Origin of the sequence: Amycolatopsis sp. (assembly GCF_036008905.1) — a bacterium.
In the GTDB taxonomy this organism is placed as follows: Bacteria; Actinomycetota; Actinomycetes; order Mycobacteriales; family Pseudonocardiaceae; genus Amycolatopsis.
Genome location: NZ_DASYMU010000254.1, coordinates 1 through 18526 on the forward strand (window position 1 = coordinate 1; position 18526 = coordinate 18526).

Consider the following 18526-nt stretch of genomic DNA (forward strand, 5'->3'; position numbering starts at 1 on the left):
GACGCGCGGGTAAACAGTTTCAGGCCCAGCGCGTGCTCGAGGCTGTCGATGTGGCGGCCCACAGTCGGCTGCGTCAAGCCCATGGCGCGGGCGGCGGCCGACAGCGACCCCCCTTCCATGACGGCCAGGAAACTGCGGTACCACTCCCAGTCGGCTTGCTTGTCGGCCATGTAGATTCCTTATGCACCGCCCTGGTAGCCGTTCTGGCGCCAGGCTTCGTAGACGCCGATGGCGGCGGCGTTCGAGAGGTTCAGCGAGCGGTTGGTGGGCATCATCGGCAGCCGCACCTGGGCGGTGACCTGAGAAGCACCCAGCACGTCCTCGGGGAGACCGACGGACTCGGGGCCGAACATCAGGACGTCGCCAGGGGCGTAAGCGACGTCGGTGTGCAACCGCGTCGCCGACGCCGTGAACGCGTAGACGTTCGCGGGCAGCAGCGCGGCCCAAGCGGCGTCCAGGTCCGCGTGGACGGTGACGCGGGCGAGATCGTGGTAGTCGAGACCCGCGCGCTTGAGCTGCTTGTCTTCGAAGTTGAAACCCAGTGGTTCCACGAGGTGCAGTTCGCTGCCGCTGTTCGCGGCCAGCCGGATCGCGGCGCCGGTGTTGGGCGGGATCTCAGGATGGTAGAAGAGGATGCGGAACACCGGGACAATCTAGCGGTATGAGCGCCGACGACCTGACACCCTTCAAGATCGCGATTCCCGACGCCGAGCTCCAGGACCTGCGCGATCGACTCCGGCGGACCCGCTGGCCCGAGGCGGAGACCGTCGACGACTGGTCGCAGGGCGTTCCGCTCGCGTACCTGCGTGAGCTCTGCGCCTACTGGGCCGACGACTACGACTGGCGGGCGACCGAACAGCGGCTCAACGCGCTGCCGCAGTACCGGACCGAGATCGACGGCCTCGGGATCCACTTCCTGCACGTCCGGTCGGCGAACCCGGACGCGCTGCCGCTGATCCTCACACACGGCTGGCCCGGCTCGATCGTCGAGTTCCTCAAGGTGATCGGCCCGCTCACCGACGCGGAGTCCGATCTGCCGTTCCACGTCGTGTGCCCGTCGCTGCCGGGATACGGCTTCAGTGACAAGCCGTCCCAGCCCGGCTGGGACGTCGAGAAGATCGCCATGGCCTGGACCCAGCTCATGGCCAGGCTCGGCTACGACCGTTATGGCGCCCAAGGCGGCGACTGGGGGACCAGCGTCACCACGAGCATCGCCCAGCAGGATCCCGGACACGTGATCGGCATCCATCTCAACCCGCCGATCGCCGCCCCGGACCCGGAGACGTTCGGCGACCTCACCGAGTTCGAGCGCGCCTCGATCGCCTCGTTGAAGCGGATCCATGAGAACGAGTCCGGCTACGCGAACCAGCAGGCGACGCGTCCGCAGACGCTTGGCTACAGCCTTGTCGACTCACCGGCCGGGCTGGCGGGCTGGATCGTCGAGAAGTTCCGCGCGTGGAGCGACTGCGGCGGTCATCCGGAGAACGTGTTCACCCGCGACGAACTCCTCGACAACCTGATGTTCCATTGGCTGCCCGCCACCGGCGCTTCGGCGGCGCGGTTGTATTGGGAGAGCTTTAAACAGGTCGAGGAGAAGTTCGCCAAGTCCACTGTGGACACAGTCGACGTCCCGACGGGCGCCGCGATCTTCCCGAGGGAAACGCCCCGTCCGTCACGGCGGTGGGCGGCGAAGCGCTACACGAAAATCTTGCACGGGAGCGAACTCGAGAAGGGTGGTCACTTCGCGGCGTTCGAGCAGCCAGACCTCTTCGTCGACGAAGTGCGGGCGTTCTTCCGGCTGGTGCGCTGAGGATCTACGCAGGCAGCTGGGCCTCGTAGATCTTCCGGAGCTGCTCGGGCGCGGGCGTCGGTCGGAAGGTCACGGGGTCGATGAAGACATACCGGAGCTTGGCGGTGGTGACCTGGCGGTCGCCGCGGTGGATCTCGAAGTCGACGATGAGCGACGTCGTGCCGATACGGCTGATCCGGGCGCTGACCACGAGGTCGTCTTCGAACCGGCAGGGCGCCAGGTACTTCACGTTCGCTTCGGCGACGACCATGTCGACGCCGAACGCCTTGAACTCCGCGTGCGAGCCGAACAACGCCTTGTCCATCTCGAAGCTGGCCATGTCGATGTAGGCGAGGTAGTTGGCGTTGAACACGATGCCCTGGCCGTCGCACTCTTGGTAACGGACACGCAGGGGCATGCGGACGATTGGCTCGATCACACAGGAAAAATACAGCGGCGCGCAGCGTCTCCGTTGAGGGTGGTGGTGGGCGACGGGTGGGCCTAGCCGTGTAGCGCGCGGTAGGTCGTGGTCGCACCCGGGTGGAGGGGGAGTGCGCCTGTCCCGATCAAGGTCCGCACGTCGAGGAACTGGGTCCCGATCGCCTGTCCGGGTACGAGATCGGCGGCCCGGCTCACCAGCACGCGGACCACCGCGGCGGCCACCTCGTCGGGCAGCGCGGGAGAACAGACGAGCAGGTTCGCGACGCCGATCGTCGGTAGCTCACCGACGCCCCGGTACGCCGCCGCGGGCACCTGGACCTGCTCGTACACCGAGCCGTACGCGGCGCGCAGGGCCGGGATGACGGTGCCCAGCGGCAGCAGCCGGATGGGCGTGACGGTGTTCAGTTCGGCGATCGCCGGGGTCGGGATCCCGCCCGACCACAGCAGCGCGTCGATGCGTTTGTCCCGCAGCGACGCGATCGCGTCGGCCAGCAGCAGGTTCCGGGTGTCGACTCGCAGCCCGGCTTTGTCCAGCAGGCGTTCGCCGAGCAGCGCGGCGCCCGAGCCGCCGGCGCCGAGCGAGATCGGGCGGCCCGCGAGGTCGGCGAGCGTCCGGATCCCGTCGTCGGCGCGCACGACGAGCTGCAGGTAGTTCTCGTAGACCCGGCCGAGCGCGGTGAGTCCGATGGGCCGGGGGAACGGGTCCGAGCCCGCGAACGCCGTCTGCGCGACATCGGCGAGGCTCAGGGCGAGGTCGGCGCCGCCGTTCTGGAGCAGCTGGACGTTGGCGACACTGGCTTCGGTCGCGACAGCCGTGCAGTGCAGGCGCGGTTCGGCCCGGTTCAGTTGCTGGGCCAGCAGCTCCGCGAACGCGAGGTAGAAGCCGCCGCTTTCCCCGGCGGCGATGGTCAGCGTGCGTTCCTGGCCGTCGTACGTCGTGCTCGCGCAGCCCGCGAGCAGCGTCGCGAGACCGCCGAGGAGCACCGCGCGCCGGGTGACGGTCATGGCCGCTCCTCGGCGATCGGCAGCTCGATCCACACTTCGAGCCCGGCCGGCTGGGCCTGTCGCAGCTCCAGACGTCCGCCGCGGGCGAGGACCTGCTGGTGCGCGATGGCGAGGCCGAGCCCGGTGCCCCGAGGCGCGCCGTCGCCACCCGCGCGCCAGAACCGCTCGGTCGCCCGGGCACGGTCGTCGGCGGAAAGCCCCGGGCCGTCGTCGCTGACGATCAGCCGGGCGACGCCTTCGCTTGTCTCCCAAAGGGTTTTGATATGGGAGCCGCGTCCGGCGTAGTGGACGGCGTTGTCCAGCAGCACATCCAGGATCTGGGCGAGCTCCGATTCGGGGCAGCGGACGAGGAGCGGCTCGGCGTGGCCGTCGTGGGGGAGCAGCAGCGCCCCGGCTTTTTCGGCGGCGGGACGCCAGGCGTCGACCCGCTCGGCCACGACCGTCGGCAGGTCGCCTGGCTCGTCGGTGTGCCCGGCGGCGAGCCGGGTGGCGGCACTGTCGGCGAGGGCGAGGGCGAGCAGACCGTCCAATAAGGACTCCAGCCGTTCGACTTCGGCCACGGTGGCGCGATAGGTGCGCTGGCCGTCGTCGTCGACGCGGACGGCGAGGGAGTCGACGCGCAGCCGCAGCGCGGCCATCGGGTTGCGGAGCTGGTGGGAGGCGTCGGCGACCAGGCGGCGCTGTTGCTCGGCCGCCTCGACGACGGCGTCCGACATCAGGTTGAACGACGTCGTCAGCGAGCGGAGCTCCCGCGGCCCGGCGGTATCGGGGACCTGCGCGCGATGCCCGGCCGTCACCGAGAGCACGCCTTCTTCGAGTTCGTGCAGCGGCCGGACCATCCAGCGGGAGAGCAGCACCGCCAGCGCGACGAACAGCGCGCCGACCAGCAACGCCCCGGAGACGATCAATGCCCAGCTGGCCGAGACGTCGGCGGCGGCGTTGGTCACCGACGCCTGCAGCACGACGACACCGGCGACGCGGGTCCCTGTCCCGACGGGACGCGCGAGCAGCACGGGTTCACTCGACCACGGGTCCAGCCTCGACGGGCCCGGGCTCGGCTGGTTGCGCAGGGTGGCTTCGACCAGCGTCCGCACCGCGGGATCGGTCGCGGACAAGCCGCCGGTGCCGACGAGCGGCACGCGCCGTGCGTCGACCACGACGACCGCTTCGCCGTACAAGCTCGAGTACCGTGTCGCCTCCGTCGCGAGTGCGGCGACATCGCTTGAGTCGACGGCCTGCTGGGCGAGGACCACGAACCTGTCGATGTCCGCACCGCGCGAGATGACCAGCTGCTGGGTCCGCTGCCCGGCGGTGGTCGCGAACAGCGGGACGGCGAACGCGGCGACCACGGCCAGCGCGAACGCCACCAGCACCACCAGCAGACGGGTGCGCAACCTAGCCGCCCAGCCGATAGCCGAAACCACGGATCGTGGCGATCAGCCCCGGCCGGTCGAGCTTCGCTCGCAGCTGGGTCAGATGGACGTCCAGCGACCGGGACACCGCGAGGTACGCGTCGCCCCAGACCTCGTCCATCAGTTGCTGACGGCTCACCGCGGTGCCCGGCCGCGCGGCGAGCACCGCGAGCACCTCGAACTCCTTGGTCGTCAGCCCCGCGTCCGCACCGCCGACGAGGACGCGACGGGCGCCGAGGTCGACCTCGACGTCCCCGAAGTTCACCACTTCGGGTGGTGGTCCGCCGCGCAGTCCCGCGCGGCGGACCACGGCGTCCATCCTGGCCAGCAGTTCCGCCAGCCGCACCGGTTTCGGCAGATAGTCGTCGGCACCCAGGCGCAGGCCGCGCACGATCGACCGCTCGTCGTCGCGCGCGGTCAGCACCATCACCGGGAGCTCGGAGACCTGCCGGACCTTCCGCAGCACCTCGAGCCCGTCCATGTCGGGCAGCCCGAGGTCCAGCAGCATCATGTCGGCGTCACGGTGCCTGATCAGGGCGTCTCCGCCGCGCCGGACGCTCGTGACCGTGTGGCCGCGGGCTTCCAGCGATTCGACCAGGGCCCCGGCGACACCGTTGTCGTCCTCGACCAGCAGCACGTGCACGCTTCGCCTTCCGTCGTCAGGTCTCGCGGGACTTCTCCAGCTCGGAGGTGTGCGAGGTCTCGCGCATTGTCCCGTACACGATCAGTGAGACAAGGATGCACGCGGCGACGTACCAGAAGAACAGCGACTCGTGCCCGGCCTTCTTGAGCGCCTGGGCGATGAGCTCGGCCGTGCCGCCGAACACCGCGACCGTCAGCGCGTAGGGCAGGCCGACGCCGAGCGCGCGGATCTTCGTCGGGAACAGCTCGGCCTTCACGATCGCGTTGATGGAGGTGTAGCCGGTGACGATCACCAGCGCGCCCATCAGCAGCAGGAACGCCATGATCGGATTGCTCGCCGACGACATCGCGGTCATGATCGGGACGGTCAGCACGGTGCCGGCGATGCCGAAGAACAGCAGCATCGGCCGTCGCCCGATCCGGTCGGAGAGCCGCCCGGCGACGGGCTGGAGCAGCGCGAAGATCAGCAGCGCGAAGAAGAGGATGAGCGTGACCGTCTTCTTCGGGATCCCGGCGGTGTTCTCCAGGAACTTCTGCGAGTAGGTGGCGTAGGTGTAGAACGCCACCGTGCCGCCCATGGTGAGGCCGACGACGAGCGCGATCTCCCGCGGGTACTGGGCCAGTGCCCGGAGCGTGCCGCGGTCCCCGGCCTGCTTGCCGTTGCCGCTGTCGGCTTTTTCCTGCTCGTAGCTCTCGGATTCGTCCATACCGCGTCGCAGGTACATCACGCCGACCGCGGCGATCGCGCCGACGACGAAGGCGATCCGCCAGCCCCACGAGTTCATCTGCGCCTCGGTGAGGATGTTCTGCAGGACGATCTGCAGGCCGAGCGCGAGCAATTGACCACCGGCGAGTGTCACGTACTGGAAGCTCGAGTAGAAACCACGCTTGCCTGGTGTCGCCACCTCGGACAGGTAGGTCGCCGACGTCGAGTACTCACCGCCGACGGATAGGCCTTGGAGCAGACGGGCGAACACCAGCAGGATCGGCGCCGCGACACCGATGGAGGCGTAGCTCGGCGTCACCGCGATCAGCAGCGAACCGAACGCCATCAGCGAAACCGAGGCCACCAGCGCGGTGCGCCTGCCGAACCGGTCCGCGAACCGCCCGAGCATCCAGCCGCCGAGCGGGCGCATGAGAAAGCCCACCGCGAAAACGGCCGCGGTGTTGAGGAAAGCGGCGGTCGTGTCGCCGTTGGGGAAGAACGACTTGGCGAAATACGTGGTGAACGCCGCGTAGGCGTACCAGTCGTACCACTCGATCAGGTTCCCGAGCGAGCCGCGAAGCACGTTCGCGACCACTCGCTTCTCGCTTACGGGTGGCGAGTCGGCGGTGCCGGTTGTCATCGTTGACCTCCTGTGTTGACGCTCACCCTGCGGATCGCGGGCGGGTGTCACAAGGTCAAAGCCGTTTTCCTAACCTCCGCTTAAGAGGATTCCGGGCTGTGGACCAGAGACACGAGGACGATCTCCCGCGCCGCGCGGACGGTGGCCGCGACCGCGGCCGGGTCCCGGCCGATGCGTTCGGCGCCCGCCCGCATGACACCGGACAGCAGCTCCACCTTGAGGCGCACGTCGCCGACGTCGCGGAACTCGCCGCGCGCAACGCCGTCCCGGACGACGTTCTCCACCTCGACCACGATCGCCCGGAACGGGCTGTACGGCGCTTCGGCGTCCGCCAGGCCGGAACATCAGCTGCAGGGTCTGGTCGGTGAACGCCCGCAAGACAGCCTCGATGATCTCCCGCATCCGCTTCGCGGCCGGGTCCGCGGACCGCGCGGCGATCGCGGCCACCCGCGCGACCGTGGGCCGGCCCGCGCGCTCGGTCAACGCGAGGATCAGCGCGTTCTTGTCGCCGGCGTAGTTGTACAGCGTGTTGCGCGCGAGTCCCGCCCGGGCGGCGATGTGGCCCATGTTGATCGAGTCGTAGTCACGTTCGAGCAGCAGCTGCCGCATCGCCTCGGCGAGGTCGGCCCACACCATCTCGTTGTGTTCCTCGATGCTGGCTCCACGGATCCGGGGCATCGGGCCATCCTCTCCAATTCGTTGTCACACAGCCTGGGCGGCCTCCATCGCGACGCCCGACAGATGCGGGTTCTCCTGGTGCGCCGCGGTGAGCTTCACGCGGTTGAAGCGCCAGCCGTCCGCCGTGCGGACCGCTTCGTTGTCGTAGAAGCCGACCACCAGCCAGTGATTGGGTCCACCGTCGACGAGCTCGTCCGGCAACCAGTGATCGGCACGAACGTGCGCGTGGAGCTTCGCGCTGTCGCCGTCGATCTCGACGACGTGGCCGGTGATGGCATGGTGGGTCGCCGCGAAGCCCGCGAAGGAAGCGCGGAGGACGTCGAGGTAGTCGGCGAGCGGCACGGTCATCGGCGGGGTGTCGACGACGGACGAGAAGTCGATCGTCAACGGGTCGGTGAAGTCGAGTGGACAGTGCGAAAAGGACGGTGGGGAAGCCGGGGTGTCCGGCCTCCCCACAGTCCTTGGCGGGCTGATTATCGGGGGATCAGCTCAGTGTCACCGCGCTGTCGTCGAGGACGAACGAGGTCTTCAGTGAACTGTCTTCGGTGCCGGTGAACGTCAGGGTGACGGTCTGCCCGGCGAACGACGACAGGTCGACGGTCTTGAGGGCATAGCCGGTGGCCTTGTTCAGGTTGGAGTAGCTCGCCAGCGTGGTGGTGCCGCCGGTGAGGGTCAGCTTGTCGTAGGCGGTCGCCGTGGTCGTTTCGGCGCTGTCGACGTGCAGGTAGTAGGTCAGGCTGGCGTGGCAGCCTGCGGGGATGGTCACGGCCTGCGACAAGGTGTCGGTGTGGGTGGTGCCGTAGCCGTTGAGCCAGGCGTTCCAGGTGCCGCCGTGGGTGGGCTGCTGGGAGCCGCTCTGGGCGATGACGCCGGTGCTGGCGGTCCACCCGGTGTTACCGGATTCGAAGTCGGGGTTGGCCAGCTTCTGTCCCGAGCAGTTCCCGCCGGTGGTGCCGACGGTCCAGCTGAACGAGGTGGAACCACTGTGCGCGGCGCTGTCGGTCGCGGTCGCCGTCACGTTGTAGGTGTTCGCGGTGCTCGGCGTGCCGGAGATGGTGCCGGTGGAGGAGTTGATCGACAGGCCGGCGGGCAGGCCGCCGGCGGTCCAGGTGTACGGCGAGGTGCCGCCGCCGGCCGAGAGCGGCAGGCTGACCGCGGTTCCGATCGTGCTGGACTGGTTGCCCGGGCTGTTCACCGTGACCGTACCGGTCGCGCTGCAGGTCGGGTCGGCGGACTGGGCGGGGACGCTGACGGCGTCCCAAGCGGCCTTCACCTTGTTGAACTCGGCGCAGCTGCCGGGGAAGAGGTTCTTCGCCGCGGTCAGTGTCCAGGTGCGGTACTTCAGGTACGAGGCGCCGCTGGTCTTGATCAGCATCGCGTTGTAGAAGATCTTCATCGCGGTCTGGACGCCGAGACCGGTCACCGTGGAGCTGTTGCAAGTGGAGCTGGCCGGCTGCCCGTTGGTGGGGCTGGAGCCGTTGGCCAGCAGGTAGTACCAGTGGTTGCCGGGGCCGGCGGCCGCGTGCACCTCGGAGCCCGGGACCGAGCTGGAGTAGCAGTTGGCGTGGCCGAGCGCGGACGGGTTGTACATGTTGCGGATCGGGCCGTTGCCGACCAGGTTGATCGTCTCGCCGACCAGGAAGTCCGGGACGTCGTACGGGGACGGCTCGTTGGCGAACGACTCGGTGGACGCGCCGAAGACGTCGGCGACGAACTCCTGCGTGCCGCTGCCCGAGATCCCGCCGGGGGTGTGGTCGTCGATGCCGTGGCCGAGTTCGTGCGCCACGACGTCGAGGGACCCGATCCACTGGTTGGACTGGTTGTGTCCGATCTGGACCTGGCTGCCGTCGTAGTAGGCGTTCAGGTCGTTGAGGCCGACCCTGATCGGCCAGCCGCCGCCCGCGCCGTCGAAGCTGTTGCGGCCCAGCCATTGCGTGAGCATCTTGTTCTCGGTCTGGGCCGCGAAGAGCGCGTCGACGCAGCCTGTTTCGCGGGCGGTGGCGGTGCCGTTGCCCCACGCGTCGTCGGTACCGCTGAACGTGGTGTTGTTCGCCGCGTCCTGGCAGCTGAGGTTGGTGACCGCCGGGTCTTTCAGCGAGTAGGTGCTGCCGGTGTGCGTGGTGGTCAGCGGCACCGGGTTCGGGCCGTTCCACGCGCTGGTGCCGGTGCCGTGCATGACGTGTTCCTGCGTGTGGAGCACGGTGCCGTTCGCGGCGTCGACGGTGACGTCGAGCTTGCTCGGTCCTTCGGCGTCACGGCCGAGAATCGTGCTCTGCCAAGCGAGTTTCGGCGTGCCGAGGGCGTAGGTGACGAGCTGCGCGGCGCCCACACTGTCCACAGTGGCCAGTTGCTTCGAGGCGACGGACTCCGCCTGTGCCTTGGTCACCGCCGGGGTGACACTGGCCAGGTCGATCGTGGTGTCCTGCCCGACCGAGGTGGTCAGGACCTGCCCGGCCGAGTCGGTGACGACGACGAAGTCACCGCCGACGACCGGGAGACCCTTGTAGGTCCGGTCGTACGGGATGTACTTCAGCCCGTCGGTCGAGGAGATCACCTTGTGCTGGACGAAAGTGTCGTTCGCGCTGGCGTGCAACGCCGCCGGGCGGGTGGCCACCAGACCGGCCGCGGCGTCGGAGGCCATGGCTTCGGCGCTTTGCGCGGTACTGGTGGACGGTTGTGCCTGTGCGGTGGTGGCGGCGAGCCCGGCGACCAGTATGCCGGTCGCGGCCAAGACGAAAGGTCGTCTCAGTTTCACGGTGGATCTCCTCGGGGCAGGGCGAACGCGCCCCGGGTTTGTGGCCGGGACGGGTACGGAAGGGGAGAAAGGCACTGATACGAACGAAAGCAAGGATCCGCCCCGCGCCGCCGGTGAACAAGCGACGAACGTATTGATGTTATTCAGCGTTAGCAATACCTCATAAACGAGACACCCCAGCGAGAAGGGCGCAATTCGGATGTATTCGCCCTTTTCGTGAAAACATGATTTTTGCCGAAAACGCGCGAGAAACCGCCATCTGTCGACAGATGGCGGTTTACTGCCCGCCCGGCATGTGCCGGACGGGCAGGCGGAAGCGCGTTTCGGCGGACCGGCCGCGCCCTGGTGACTCTTCGTGCTGGGGCTGGCTTCAGGAAAGGAAACTGCGCTCGCCGGCCAGGCGAGGTCATGAGGTGCGCGTATAACGGCCTATACGGCCACGCCTACCCGGTGAAAGGACTGCTTTGCGCGCTGGCCAGCTTCGAGCCGCCTGTCGTGAGGCCGGCAGCGATCACGTAGGAGCTCGTTGCCTTGGGAAGCGGGACCCAGAGGTCGACGGAAGTCGTGTCACGAGCGGTGCCCGGCACGATCCGGTAGACGAGATTTTCGTTCATCCAGTCCGCGTGCACCGGTTTCCCGCCGGTCGCCTGCCGCATGCTCCAGCTGACCATGACCTCTTTGCCGCGGAGCCCGGCCAGTTCGATGTTCGCGGTGACCAGCACACCGACGGGTTCCTTCTTCTTGAGCCGGGCGTTTTTGAGCACCTGGACCACTTTGGCGGCGGCTTCCGCCGGGGAAACCGGCTTGCCTTGGGGGGTTACGGAACTTCCCGCCGCGAGCCACTTGATCGCCGGCACACATTCTTTGGGGACCGAGATTTCGTCGCCCGCGCGGCTGAGCGCGTCGCTGGTCGCGGTGCAGAGTTTCACCGGGTCCACCGAAGGCGGTACCTGAATTCTGTCCATGGTGACCGCTGGCTCCTGGTCCGTTGTCGGAGTAAGTGGCGTCACCGATGTGGACGTGGACGGCTTGGTGGACGAGGTGCCCCGAGTGTCGGTAAACGACGGTGCGGTGGCCGACGTCGGCGTGCTGGTCGGCAGCGGCCGGAAACCGCGCGGAGTCGGCGTCACGCTACGGGTGTACTCGCCGAGTGTGAGTGGTGCGCTGACGAGGATTTCCGAGGTGAAGGCAGCACTGTCTTCCGGGTCCGGAGTCGGACGCAGCGAAATGACGGCCGTGATCGCGCCCGCGAGCGCCCCCATGCTGAGAACCGTTGCCATGATTCGCTTCCACCAGCGCCTGCCCCATCCTGGACCAGGTGCCGCCGTTGCGTCTGCCATGAGACTCACCCCCTGGGCGAGTGGACGAGAAAGAATCATCCTAGGAACGCGGCGACTCGAATCCGGTTCCCTTTGGGGCAGCGAACAAGGCCGACGAAAGCGCTCAGATCTGCGATCGCCGAGCGCTGGCCGGCCGCGCCCGCGAACGCAGTACCGCGGGCGCGGTCCGAATCGGTATCGGCGAAACCGCCGACGGGCTCGACGCGCGGCGGTCGTGGTTGCAAGGCCCGGCTCGCCGAGCGGTTCGCGGTGCCGGGTGCCGAGCCCGTCGTTGAGACGCTGGAAGCCTTCTGCCGCAAGGGATCCCTGCACCAGGCTGCCCTCGCCCGCCGCCTCGCCGTGCGGGCCTGACGAGAGTCAGTCGACGCCGAGGACGCGGGCCAGGACGGCGAGCGACTCGGCGGCCTCCCGGCGGCTGACGGTCGCCTGCTGCATCATCGAGGAGCCGTGGAACGTGCCGGGGAACAGGTGCAGTTCCACGGTGACACCGGCGGCGAGCAGGCCCTGTGCGTAGGCGATGCCCTCGTCGCGCAGCGGGTCGAACTCCATCACCGAGATGTAGGCCGGTGGCAGGCCGGCCAGGTCGGTGGCCCTGGCCGGGGCGGCGTAGATCGGGACGCCTTCGGTGCCGCGGACACCGGCGCCGAGGTAGCTGTCCCAGCTGAACTCCGTGTTCGGCCGGTTCCAGATGGGCGTGTCGACGAAGGCGCGCATGCTCGGGGTCTCGAGCCGGTCGTCGATCTCGGGGACGGCGAGGAACTGGAAGGCGATCGCCGGGCCGCCGCGGTCGCGGGCCAGCAGCGCGAGCGCCGCCGACAGGCCGCCACCGGCACTGACCCCGTGGACGACGATCCGGGCGGGGTCGATACCGAGCTCGTCGGCGTGCTTGTCCATCCAGACCAGCGCGGAGTAGCAGTCCTCCAGTCCGGACGGGTAGGGGGCCTCTGGCGCGAGCCGGTAGTCCACCGACACCACGACCACGCCGAGTTCACGGGCGAAGCGCAGGTTGGCCGGGTGGTCGATGTCGACGTCGCCGATGATGAAACCGCCGCCGTGGATGTCCAGGATCGCCGACTTCGCGGCGACGCTGTCCGGGGTGTAGACGCGCACCTTGACGTCGGGGCCGCCGCCGGAGCCGGGTACGAGTTCCTCGCGGACGGTGACGCCGTCGGTTTCGGGCTCGTCGAAGGCCGCGGTGAACTGCTCCTTCATCTGGCGCCGCGCCGCGGGCAGGTCGGAGAAGTCCATCCTCGGCAGTATCGCCAGTGCGCCTGCGAGCTCGGGATCGATCGGATAGCTCATCGGGTTCCTCCGTTGTCCGGGTGACTGCCGTCAATACTGGCGTCGCCCGGCGCGGGGTTCATCCGCCACGCGTCGCCCATATCGGGTCCGTGACCCGCCGGGCGCGCGCCCGCCTGATGCCGGCGGTCCGTCGCGACCACCGGTGATCCGCGGAAAACCGACTGGTGAACGCGCGGCTCTGTCATAATCCGGGCGCAGGCCAAGACACAGCGCAAGGGAGTGGTGATGTCCGCGCACATGGAGCAGCTGATCGCCCAGTTCGAGAGTTTCCAGGCCAAGGCGCGGCAGGCGGAGGCCCGGTTCGCCGGGGTCGGCGACATGCAGGAGCAGATCGCGCGGATCGAGACCACCGTGAGGTCGCCGGACGGCAATGTCACGGTGGTGGCGGGCGCCGGGGGAACCGTCACCGACCTCCGGCTCGCCGCGGGCGCCATGCACATCGAGGCGGGCAGGCTGTCCGCGATCATCATGGACACCCTGCGTCAGGCCGTCGCCGGAGCCGTCCGGCAGCAGGCAGGGATCGTGGACGACGCGTTCGGTGACGCGTTCGGCGTCAACACCACGGAGCAGGTCCGTCAGGCCCAGGCCGAAGCGATGGGAACCACCGCGGAAGAGCCCGCGTCGGAACAGCAGGCGCCACGGCGTCGACCCGCCGCGCAGGACGACGACTACTTCGACCAGAACTCCTTCCTCCGCCGCGACTGACCATTCCGACCGAGAGAGTCCCGCGATGCCAGACGGAATACAGACGAACACCGACGCGATCTTCGACTACGCCCGGCAGCTCCCTTTCTACGAAGAGGAAGCGGACAAGTTCGGCGCCAAGATCGACGCGGCCGACGTGACCGACGAGGCGTGGGGAATCGTCGGCATCTTCGCCAAACAGGGCTACACCGAGCGCCTTACCGAACTGCGCTCGCTGTTGACCGAGCTGAAGGACGGCGTGGACACGTTGGCGGGCAAGCTCACCAAGGCCGGGGAGATGTACCGGGGCACCGAAGAGGCCGGGGTGGTCACCTTCGGTGCGTATCAGGCGGAAATCGACGCGGCGGGGAAGTAGGGCTCATGACGGAGAAGAAGAGCATCGCCGACGCCCTGAACGTCGAGGGGTACGACGAGAGCACGAGTGCGAACCTCGATCGCGCGATGGGCTACGTGCCCGTGGCCGGCACGATCTACAAGTCCGGCAAGTCGGTCGCCGCGCACGCCCAGCAGGCGGCCGAGGCGGACAGCCCGGGTGAACTGGCGTCCGCGGGTGCCGCGCTGGTCGGCGACGGAGCGTCGTTCGTCGGCGCCGCCGCCGGTGACATGGTCACCTTCGCCATGGACCCGATCGGCTGGCTGGTCAGCCACGGGCTGAACATGCTGCTCGAACTGGTCCAGCCGCTGCAGGACGCGTTGCACCAGGTCACCGGGGACGGCCCGGCGATCGGGCACGCTTCGGGCAACTACACCACGATCGCGCAGGGCTTCGTCGCGCTCGCCGAGGACTTCGAGCGGACCGGTGATACCGCGCTGGCCGAGTGGGTGGACGAGGCCGGCAACGCGGCGCGGGAAGCGCTCGGCGACTTCTCGTCCGGTATCCGCGGCATCGGCTCGGCCGCCGGTTCGGTGGCCGAGGTGCTGCAGATGTGGTCGATGGTCATGGTGGTCATCGAAGAGGTGATCAAGGCGATCATCACCGAGCTGGTCTCCTGGCTGATCACGCTCTGGCTGCCCGCGCTGGCCGCGTCGGTGATCAGCTTCGGCGGCTCGGTCGCCGCCGCGATGACCGCGTCCATCGCCAAAGCCGCCTCGGTGCTGCAGAAGGTCACCCGCTACCTCGGCAAGTTCGGCAAGCTGCTCGACAAGTTCATGGAGTTCTTGGCCAAGTTCTCCGGAAAACTGGAGGTTTTCGCCAGGAAACTGCGGGTCGGCGTGATGCCGGGGGAGACCAAGTTCGGCTTCGGCGCGGTCGCGCAGGGCTTCCAGCCGAGCAACCGGATGCTCAGTACGATGTTCGGCACGACGGTCGGTGCGAGCCCGCTGATCGCCGGTGCGAGCGTCAAGGCCGGTATCGGGGTCGCCAAAGGCGTCTCGGGCGAGGTCAAGGACGCCGTCACACCGGAAGAGGGGGAACCGTGGTTCAACAAGAGCGCGATCGGCGGGGATCAGAGCCCGGAGAAGACCCGGGAGAACCTCGACATCTAGGCGCCGATCCCGGCGAACTCGCGGAGCCGGCGCCCACTGAAGCCAGGCGGCGGGCAGCGGGGAAAGTGTTCGCGCATCAGGAGCGCCTGGATCTCAAGAGGGACAAGCTCCTGGTGCGTCCCGGGTTCCGGGAACGCGTCGAGGAGTTCATGCGGGACCAGTGGCACGAGCCGGTCATCGTGCTGTGTCTTGGTGACACCGACCTGGGATTCGACGTCCCCGGCAGGCGCATGGACGGTACGGTCAAAGGAAAACGGCTCGTGCGGCGGTTCTTCTGGAACGTCCTGCGCGGAATCGGCGGTGCGGGGGCCTTCGTCTTCTCCCTGGTGAACGGCGTCGACCCGCGTGGAGCGGCGCACTTGTTCAACCGGGAAATCCGCGTCACCGGCCCCGCGAACGCGATGGCGCTCGACCTGCTCGACAAGCTCGGGCCGGTGAAGGGCCGATGGCTGGTGTTCTCACCGTCGAGCATCGCGGTGGTGGACACGGGATCGACCCTCGCCGATCCGGCCGCCGCGCCCGCGCCACAGATCGCCTGGCAGGCACGCAAACCGCAGGCACCGGCCGTCAGTTTTCGCACGCGAACCCTGACCTGGCCGGACGGATCGAGTTTCACCTTCCCGCTGCAAGGCCGCACCGAGGTGCGGCACCTGCGGAAGTATCACGAGTCCCCGGACATCATCCACTGGAACGGCGACCGGCTCGACGAGACCTGAAACCGGCAGCCGCGGAACCCGCGTCTGGCTGCTGTCGACGGGTGCCGGGGCGCAGGGGCTTTCGCCGGGACGGGAGACGATGTCCCATGGCGATCGGGCGCGTCCGGGACGGGAGCCGCCGGCAGACCTCCTCCAGGTTCAACTGGCCTTCGGTGGCCAGGGTGCGTGTGTGGTTCCGGCGGTCTTCGTCGACGTCCAGGTAGTCGTCCAGCAGTTGGAGGGTCTCGCCGATCTCGAGGATCAGTTCCTGCTCGTGCCGCCCGAGGTTGGGCCGCACCAACGCGAAGACCGCCAACGTGCCGTGACCGCCCTTGTGGCGGGTGACCTCCGCGAGGGCGAACTGTGAGGCCGAGGGATCGCGCTGGCAGCGGGCCTGGATCTGGTACCGGTGCACGGCGCTGACCGCGGTGTGGATCGGGTCGCCGCGGTCCCTGGCCCACGCCGAGTTCGAACAATTCACCGAGCCGGTGCTCGAGTTCGTGGCTGTCGGTCTCGTCGAAGAGGTCGTCGTACAACCGGGTGAACGAAAGGCCGAGCACCGAGACGTCGCTCGCGAAGGGCACGCCGGCCATTCGCGCGTATCCGGCGAGGACAAAACTGCTCTTCGTCGCGTAGGAAAGCAATGACTGGGCTATTTCGCCCGCCCGCCCCATCGCGATCTTTTGCCTGGGGCACAAGGAACCGGTAGGTCGGGACGGGAAATCCGGGCGGGATAGAGGGTGTCCACCCGCATCACCTCACGCTGACCGCCGCGCGGGCGCCGAGCCTCGCGATGCAGTCAAGGTTAGGCAGTGGAACGGCGGCTGGGAAGGTGCGCGGATCGGCAGGATGGCCGACCGGGGTGGCGACCGGGGTGGCCGGGACCACGGAACTGACGCCGCCGGGCCGGCCAGGTGCGATTTCGGTCACGCTGGGTTGTCACCCTGACACCGGCTCCCGCCACCGGTCCGGCCCTGCGGGACGTGGCCTGATTCCGTAAGGCTGCCTGGTGGAGCCGACCGTTGCCCGCCAAAGACTTCCGCCGCCGGCGGGTGCCGGAAGTCCGGTTAGGACGATCGCGGTTACCCGTAGGTAGGGGTGGCGCGGGTTCGGTGCGCGGCGGGCCAGCCGATAACCTCACCTCGTCAGCAGCGAAGATGGTGAACCGAGGAGTGTTAAGTGGGACGGTCCGTTCTGGTTACCGGCGGCAATCGCGGGATCGGCCTGGCGATAGCCCGGGACCTCGCCGCGCAGGGGCACAAGGTCGCCGTGACGCACCGGGGTTCGGGCGCGCCCGAGGGCTTGTTCGGAGTGCAGGCGGACGTCACCGACGCCGAGCAGATCGATGCCGCGTTCACGCTCGTCGAGGAGCACCAGGGCCCGGTCGAGGTGCTCGTCTCCAACGCCGGCATAACCGATGACACGCTGCTGATGCGCATGAGCGAGGACCAGTTCACCCGGGTCGTCGACGCGAACCTCACCGGCGCGTACCGCGTCGCCAAGCGCGCTTCGCGGGGCATGCTGCGGGGCAAGTGGGGCCGGTTCATCTTCGTCTCGTCCGTGGTCGGCCTCATGGGCGGCGCCGGACAGGTCAACTACGCGGCCAGCAAGGCCGGTCTCGTCGGCCTCGCGCGTTCGCTCGCCCGTGAACTCGGCTCGCGCAACATCACCGCCAACGTCGTCGCACCCGGGTTCGTCACCACGGACATGACCGAGCAGCTCTCCGAAGCCGTGCGCGCGAAGGCACTCGAGAACATCCCGGCCGGCCGCTACGCGGACCCCGCCGACATCGCCGCCGCGGTGCGGTTCCTGGCTTCGGAAGAGGCCGGTTACGTCAACGGTGCCGTACTGCCCGTCGACGGCGGCCTCGGTATGGGCCACTAGTTCCCGATTTCTTGTCTTGTAACGACTTTCCCGAAACTGGAGGACAAGGTGTCCGGACTTCTCGAAGGTAAGCGCCTGCTGATCACCGGTGTCATCACCGATGCTTCGCTGGCATTCCACGCCGCCAAGATCGCCCAGGAACAGGGCGCCACGGTGATCCTCACCGGCTTCGGCCGCATGTCGCTGGTGGAGCGCATCGCCAAGCGCCTGCCGCAGCCCGCGCCGGTGCTGGAACTGGACATCACGAACGAGGAGCACCTGGCCTCGTTGGCCGACCGCGTCCGCGAGCACGTCGACGGCCTCGATGGAGTGCTGCACTCCATCGGCTACGCCCCGCAGACCTGCCTGGGCGCGCCGTTCCTGGACGCGCCCGCCGACGACGTGAAGATCGCCGTCGACGTCTCGGCGTTTTCGTTCAAGTCCCTCGCCGTGGCGACCCTGCCGTTGCTGAGCCCCGGCTCCTCGATCGTCGGCATGGACTTCGACGCCCGCGTCGCCTGGCCGGTCTACAACTGGATGGGCGTCGCGAAGGCCGCGCTGGAGTCGGTGAACCGGTACCTGGCGCGCGATCTCGGCCCCAAGGGGATCCGGGTGAACCTCGTCAGCGCGGGACCGATGAAGACCATGGCCGCCAAGTCGATTCCCGGCTTCGGCGAGCTGGAAGAGGGCTGGGGCGAGCGCGCTCCGCTCGGCTGGGACAGCTCGGACCCGATTCCCACGGCGAAGACCGTGTGCGTGGCGCTGTCGGACTGGCTGCCCGCTACTACCGGCTCGATGATCATGGTCGACGGTGGAGTCCACGCGCTGGGTATCTAGTCTCCGACTCGGGTGGGCACGGCCTGTCCGTCCCGGCTTAGCCGTGGCATGAATGGACCTTTCATCTCGTTTTTTGAGATGAAAGGTCCATTCATTTCAGTCCTGAGGTTCGCGCGGCATCACTGTGTTTTCGGCGGCCCCGCGCGCTGTGGTTCTTTCGCCTGCCGCCCAACGGGTTTACTGCGGTAGTGGGAGACGTAGCCGGACGTGATTTTGAGTGCGACGTGCCCC

The 18526-nt window shown here is 68.3% G+C and carries 22 protein-coding genes and 1 pseudogene; 9 read left to right on the forward strand and 14 right to left on the reverse strand.

From position 1 onward, the window contains the following. Together VGP60_RS41880 and VGP60_RS40195 are read right to left on the reverse strand one after the other, a co-directional pair. The coding region (locus tag VGP60_RS41880; RefSeq protein WP_414640480.1) for a helix-turn-helix domain-containing protein at positions 1–170 on the reverse strand (170 nt) is incomplete at its 3' end. A 9-nt stretch (positions 171–179) separates the two neighbouring features. Further along, positions 180–644 (reverse strand): tRNA (cytidine(34)-2'-O)-methyltransferase, encoded by a 465-nt coding sequence (locus tag VGP60_RS40195; RefSeq protein WP_327553479.1) that lies wholly within the window; start codon positions 642–644, stop codon positions 180–182. Positions 645–661: 17 nt separating this feature from the next. On the opposite strand from VGP60_RS40195, the gene VGP60_RS40200 reads away from it, so the two are divergent. After that, positions 662–1810, forward strand: a complete 1149-nt coding sequence (locus VGP60_RS40200) for an epoxide hydrolase family protein (RefSeq protein WP_327553480.1) — start codon at positions 662–664, stop codon at positions 1808–1810. Between the two features lie 4 nt (positions 1811–1814). Here VGP60_RS40200 and VGP60_RS40205 read toward each other — a convergent pair whose 3' ends face one another. From VGP60_RS40205 to VGP60_RS40230, 6 genes are all read right to left on the reverse strand, one after another. Next, entirely contained in the window at positions 1815–2207 is a 393-nt protein-coding gene (locus VGP60_RS40205) for a thioesterase family protein (protein WP_327553506.1), read from the reverse strand. An 83-nt stretch (positions 2208–2290) separates the two neighbouring features. Continuing rightward, positions 2291–3235 (reverse strand): TAXI family TRAP transporter solute-binding subunit, encoded by a 945-nt coding sequence (locus tag VGP60_RS40210; RefSeq protein ID WP_327553481.1) that lies wholly within the window; start codon positions 3233–3235, stop codon positions 2291–2293. Continuing rightward, entirely contained in the window at positions 3232–4629 is a 1398-nt protein-coding gene (locus VGP60_RS40215; protein ID WP_327553482.1) for a HAMP domain-containing sensor histidine kinase, read from the reverse strand. Before VGP60_RS40215 ends, VGP60_RS40210 begins: the two co-directional genes overlap by 4 nt. Before the next feature lies 1 nt (position 4630). Continuing rightward, positions 4631–5290 (reverse strand): response regulator transcription factor, encoded by a 660-nt coding sequence (locus VGP60_RS40220; protein WP_327553483.1) that lies wholly within the window; start codon positions 5288–5290, stop codon positions 4631–4633. A gap of 16 nt (positions 5291–5306) precedes the next feature. Beyond that, positions 5307–6635 carry an MFS transporter gene (locus VGP60_RS40225; RefSeq protein WP_327553484.1) on the reverse strand — a complete coding sequence of 443 codons (1329 nt, stop codon included), beginning with the start codon at positions 6633–6635 and terminating at the stop codon, positions 5307–5309. An 80-nt stretch (positions 6636–6715) separates the two neighbouring features. Next, the gene (locus VGP60_RS40230) at positions 6716–6919 is read right to left on the reverse strand and encodes a hypothetical protein (RefSeq protein ID WP_327553485.1); all 204 of its coding nucleotides are present in this window, start codon (positions 6917–6919) and stop codon (positions 6716–6718) included. 80 nt (positions 6920–6999) lie between these two features. Here VGP60_RS40230 and VGP60_RS40235 point away from each other — a divergent pair, with 80 nt between their 5' ends. Next, positions 7000–7152, forward strand: a complete 153-nt coding sequence (locus tag VGP60_RS40235) for a hypothetical protein (protein ID WP_327553486.1) — start codon at positions 7000–7002, stop codon at positions 7150–7152. Between the two features lie 23 nt (positions 7153–7175). On the opposite strand, the pseudogene VGP60_RS41885 reads toward VGP60_RS40235, so the two are convergent. The 4 genes and pseudogenes from VGP60_RS41885 to VGP60_RS40250 form a co-directional block, all read right to left on the reverse strand. Beyond that, a pseudogene (locus VGP60_RS41885) lies at positions 7176–7313 on the reverse strand (hypothetical protein); the annotation flags it as partial. Between the two features lie 24 nt (positions 7314–7337). Further along, positions 7338–7769, reverse strand: a complete 432-nt coding sequence (locus VGP60_RS40240) for a nuclear transport factor 2 family protein (protein ID WP_327553487.1) — start codon at positions 7767–7769, stop codon at positions 7338–7340. A 28-nt stretch (positions 7770–7797) separates the two neighbouring features. Then, the gene (locus VGP60_RS40245) at positions 7798–10068 is read right to left on the reverse strand and encodes a M4 family metallopeptidase (RefSeq protein WP_327553488.1); all 2271 of its coding nucleotides are present in this window, start codon (positions 10066–10068) and stop codon (positions 7798–7800) included. 443 nt (positions 10069–10511) lie between these two features. After that, entirely contained in the window at positions 10512–11348 is an 837-nt protein-coding gene (locus VGP60_RS40250) for a hypothetical protein (protein ID WP_327553489.1), read from the reverse strand. 132 nt (positions 11349–11480) lie between these two features. Between VGP60_RS40250 and VGP60_RS40255 the strand changes: the two genes are divergently transcribed. After that, positions 11481–11759 carry a hypothetical protein gene (locus VGP60_RS40255; RefSeq protein WP_327553490.1) on the forward strand — a complete coding sequence of 93 codons (279 nt, stop codon included), beginning with the start codon at positions 11481–11483 and terminating at the stop codon, positions 11757–11759. Positions 11760–11765: 6 nt separating this feature from the next. Here the strand turns inward: VGP60_RS40255 and VGP60_RS40260 are convergent, their stop codons facing one another. Next, on the reverse strand, positions 11766–12710 hold the full coding sequence (locus VGP60_RS40260; RefSeq protein ID WP_327553491.1) for an alpha/beta hydrolase: 945 nt from the start codon (positions 12708–12710) through the stop codon (positions 11766–11768). Positions 12711–12935: 225 nt separating this feature from the next. On the opposite strand from VGP60_RS40260, the gene VGP60_RS40265 reads away from it, so the two are divergent. From VGP60_RS40265 to VGP60_RS40280, 4 genes are all read left to right on the forward strand, one after another. Next, positions 12936–13415, forward strand: a complete 480-nt coding sequence (locus VGP60_RS40265) for a YbaB/EbfC family nucleoid-associated protein (RefSeq protein ID WP_327553492.1) — start codon at positions 12936–12938, stop codon at positions 13413–13415. A 25-nt stretch (positions 13416–13440) separates the two neighbouring features. Then, positions 13441–13770: a hypothetical protein gene (locus VGP60_RS40270; RefSeq protein ID WP_327553493.1), complete on the forward strand. Its 330-nt coding sequence runs from the start codon at positions 13441–13443 to the stop codon at positions 13768–13770. A 5-nt stretch (positions 13771–13775) separates the two neighbouring features. Beyond that, positions 13776–14900, forward strand: a complete 1125-nt coding sequence (locus tag VGP60_RS40275) for a hypothetical protein (protein WP_327553494.1) — start codon at positions 13776–13778, stop codon at positions 14898–14900. Positions 14901–15049: 149 nt separating this feature from the next. Next, positions 15050–15616, forward strand: a complete 567-nt coding sequence (locus VGP60_RS40280) for a hypothetical protein (RefSeq protein ID WP_327553507.1) — start codon at positions 15050–15052, stop codon at positions 15614–15616. On the opposite strand, the gene VGP60_RS40285 is transcribed toward VGP60_RS40280, so the two are convergent. Further along, complete coding sequence (locus VGP60_RS40285; protein ID WP_327553495.1) at positions 15579–16076, reverse strand: hypothetical protein; 498 nt, start codon at positions 16074–16076, stop codon at positions 15579–15581. The two genes, VGP60_RS40280 and VGP60_RS40285, sit on opposite strands and share 38 nt — an antisense overlap. A gap of 698 nt (positions 16077–16774) precedes the next feature. Here VGP60_RS40285 and VGP60_RS40290 point away from each other — a divergent pair. Together VGP60_RS40290 and fabI are read left to right on the forward strand one after the other, a co-directional pair. After that, a complete protein-coding gene (locus VGP60_RS40290; protein ID WP_327553496.1) occupies positions 16775–17479 on the forward strand; it encodes a beta-ketoacyl-ACP reductase in 705 nt (234 codons plus the stop codon). 48 nt (positions 17480–17527) lie between these two features. After that, complete coding sequence (gene fabI / locus VGP60_RS40295) at positions 17528–18295, forward strand: enoyl-ACP reductase FabI (RefSeq protein ID WP_327553497.1); 768 nt, start codon at positions 17528–17530, stop codon at positions 18293–18295. Positions 18296–18526: the final 231 nt, after the last annotated feature.

Bases quoted from the DNA above. Each gene is read 5' to 3' on its own strand.
- VGP60_RS40210 (WP_327553481.1), bottom strand. From the start codon at position 3,235: ATGACCGTCACCCGGCGCGCGGTGCTCCTCGGCGGTCTCGCGACGCTG.
- VGP60_RS40270 (WP_327553493.1), top strand. From the start codon at position 13,441: ATGCCAGACGGAATACAGACGAACACCGACGCGATCTTCGACTACGCC.
- VGP60_RS40225 (WP_327553484.1), bottom strand. From the start codon at position 6,635: ATGACAACCGGCACCGCCGACTCGCCACCCGTAAGCGAGAAGCGAGTG.
- VGP60_RS40200 (WP_327553480.1), top strand. From the start codon at position 662: ATGAGCGCCGACGACCTGACACCCTTCAAGATCGCGATTCCCGACGCC.
- VGP60_RS40280 (WP_327553507.1), top strand. From the start codon at position 15,050: ATGCGGGACCAGTGGCACGAGCCGGTCATCGTGCTGTGTCTTGGTGAC.
- VGP60_RS40205 (WP_327553506.1), bottom strand. From the start codon at position 2,207: ATGCCCCTGCGTGTCCGTTACCAAGAGTGCGACGGCCAGGGCATCGTG.
- VGP60_RS40260 (WP_327553491.1), bottom strand. From the start codon at position 12,710: ATGAGCTATCCGATCGATCCCGAGCTCGCAGGCGCACTGGCGATACTG.
- VGP60_RS40265 (WP_327553492.1), top strand. From the start codon at position 12,936: ATGTCCGCGCACATGGAGCAGCTGATCGCCCAGTTCGAGAGTTTCCAG.
- VGP60_RS40275 (WP_327553494.1), top strand. From the start codon at position 13,776: ATGACGGAGAAGAAGAGCATCGCCGACGCCCTGAACGTCGAGGGGTAC.
- VGP60_RS40250 (WP_327553489.1), bottom strand. From the start codon at position 11,348: ATGGCAACGGTTCTCAGCATGGGGGCGCTCGCGGGCGCGATCACGGCC.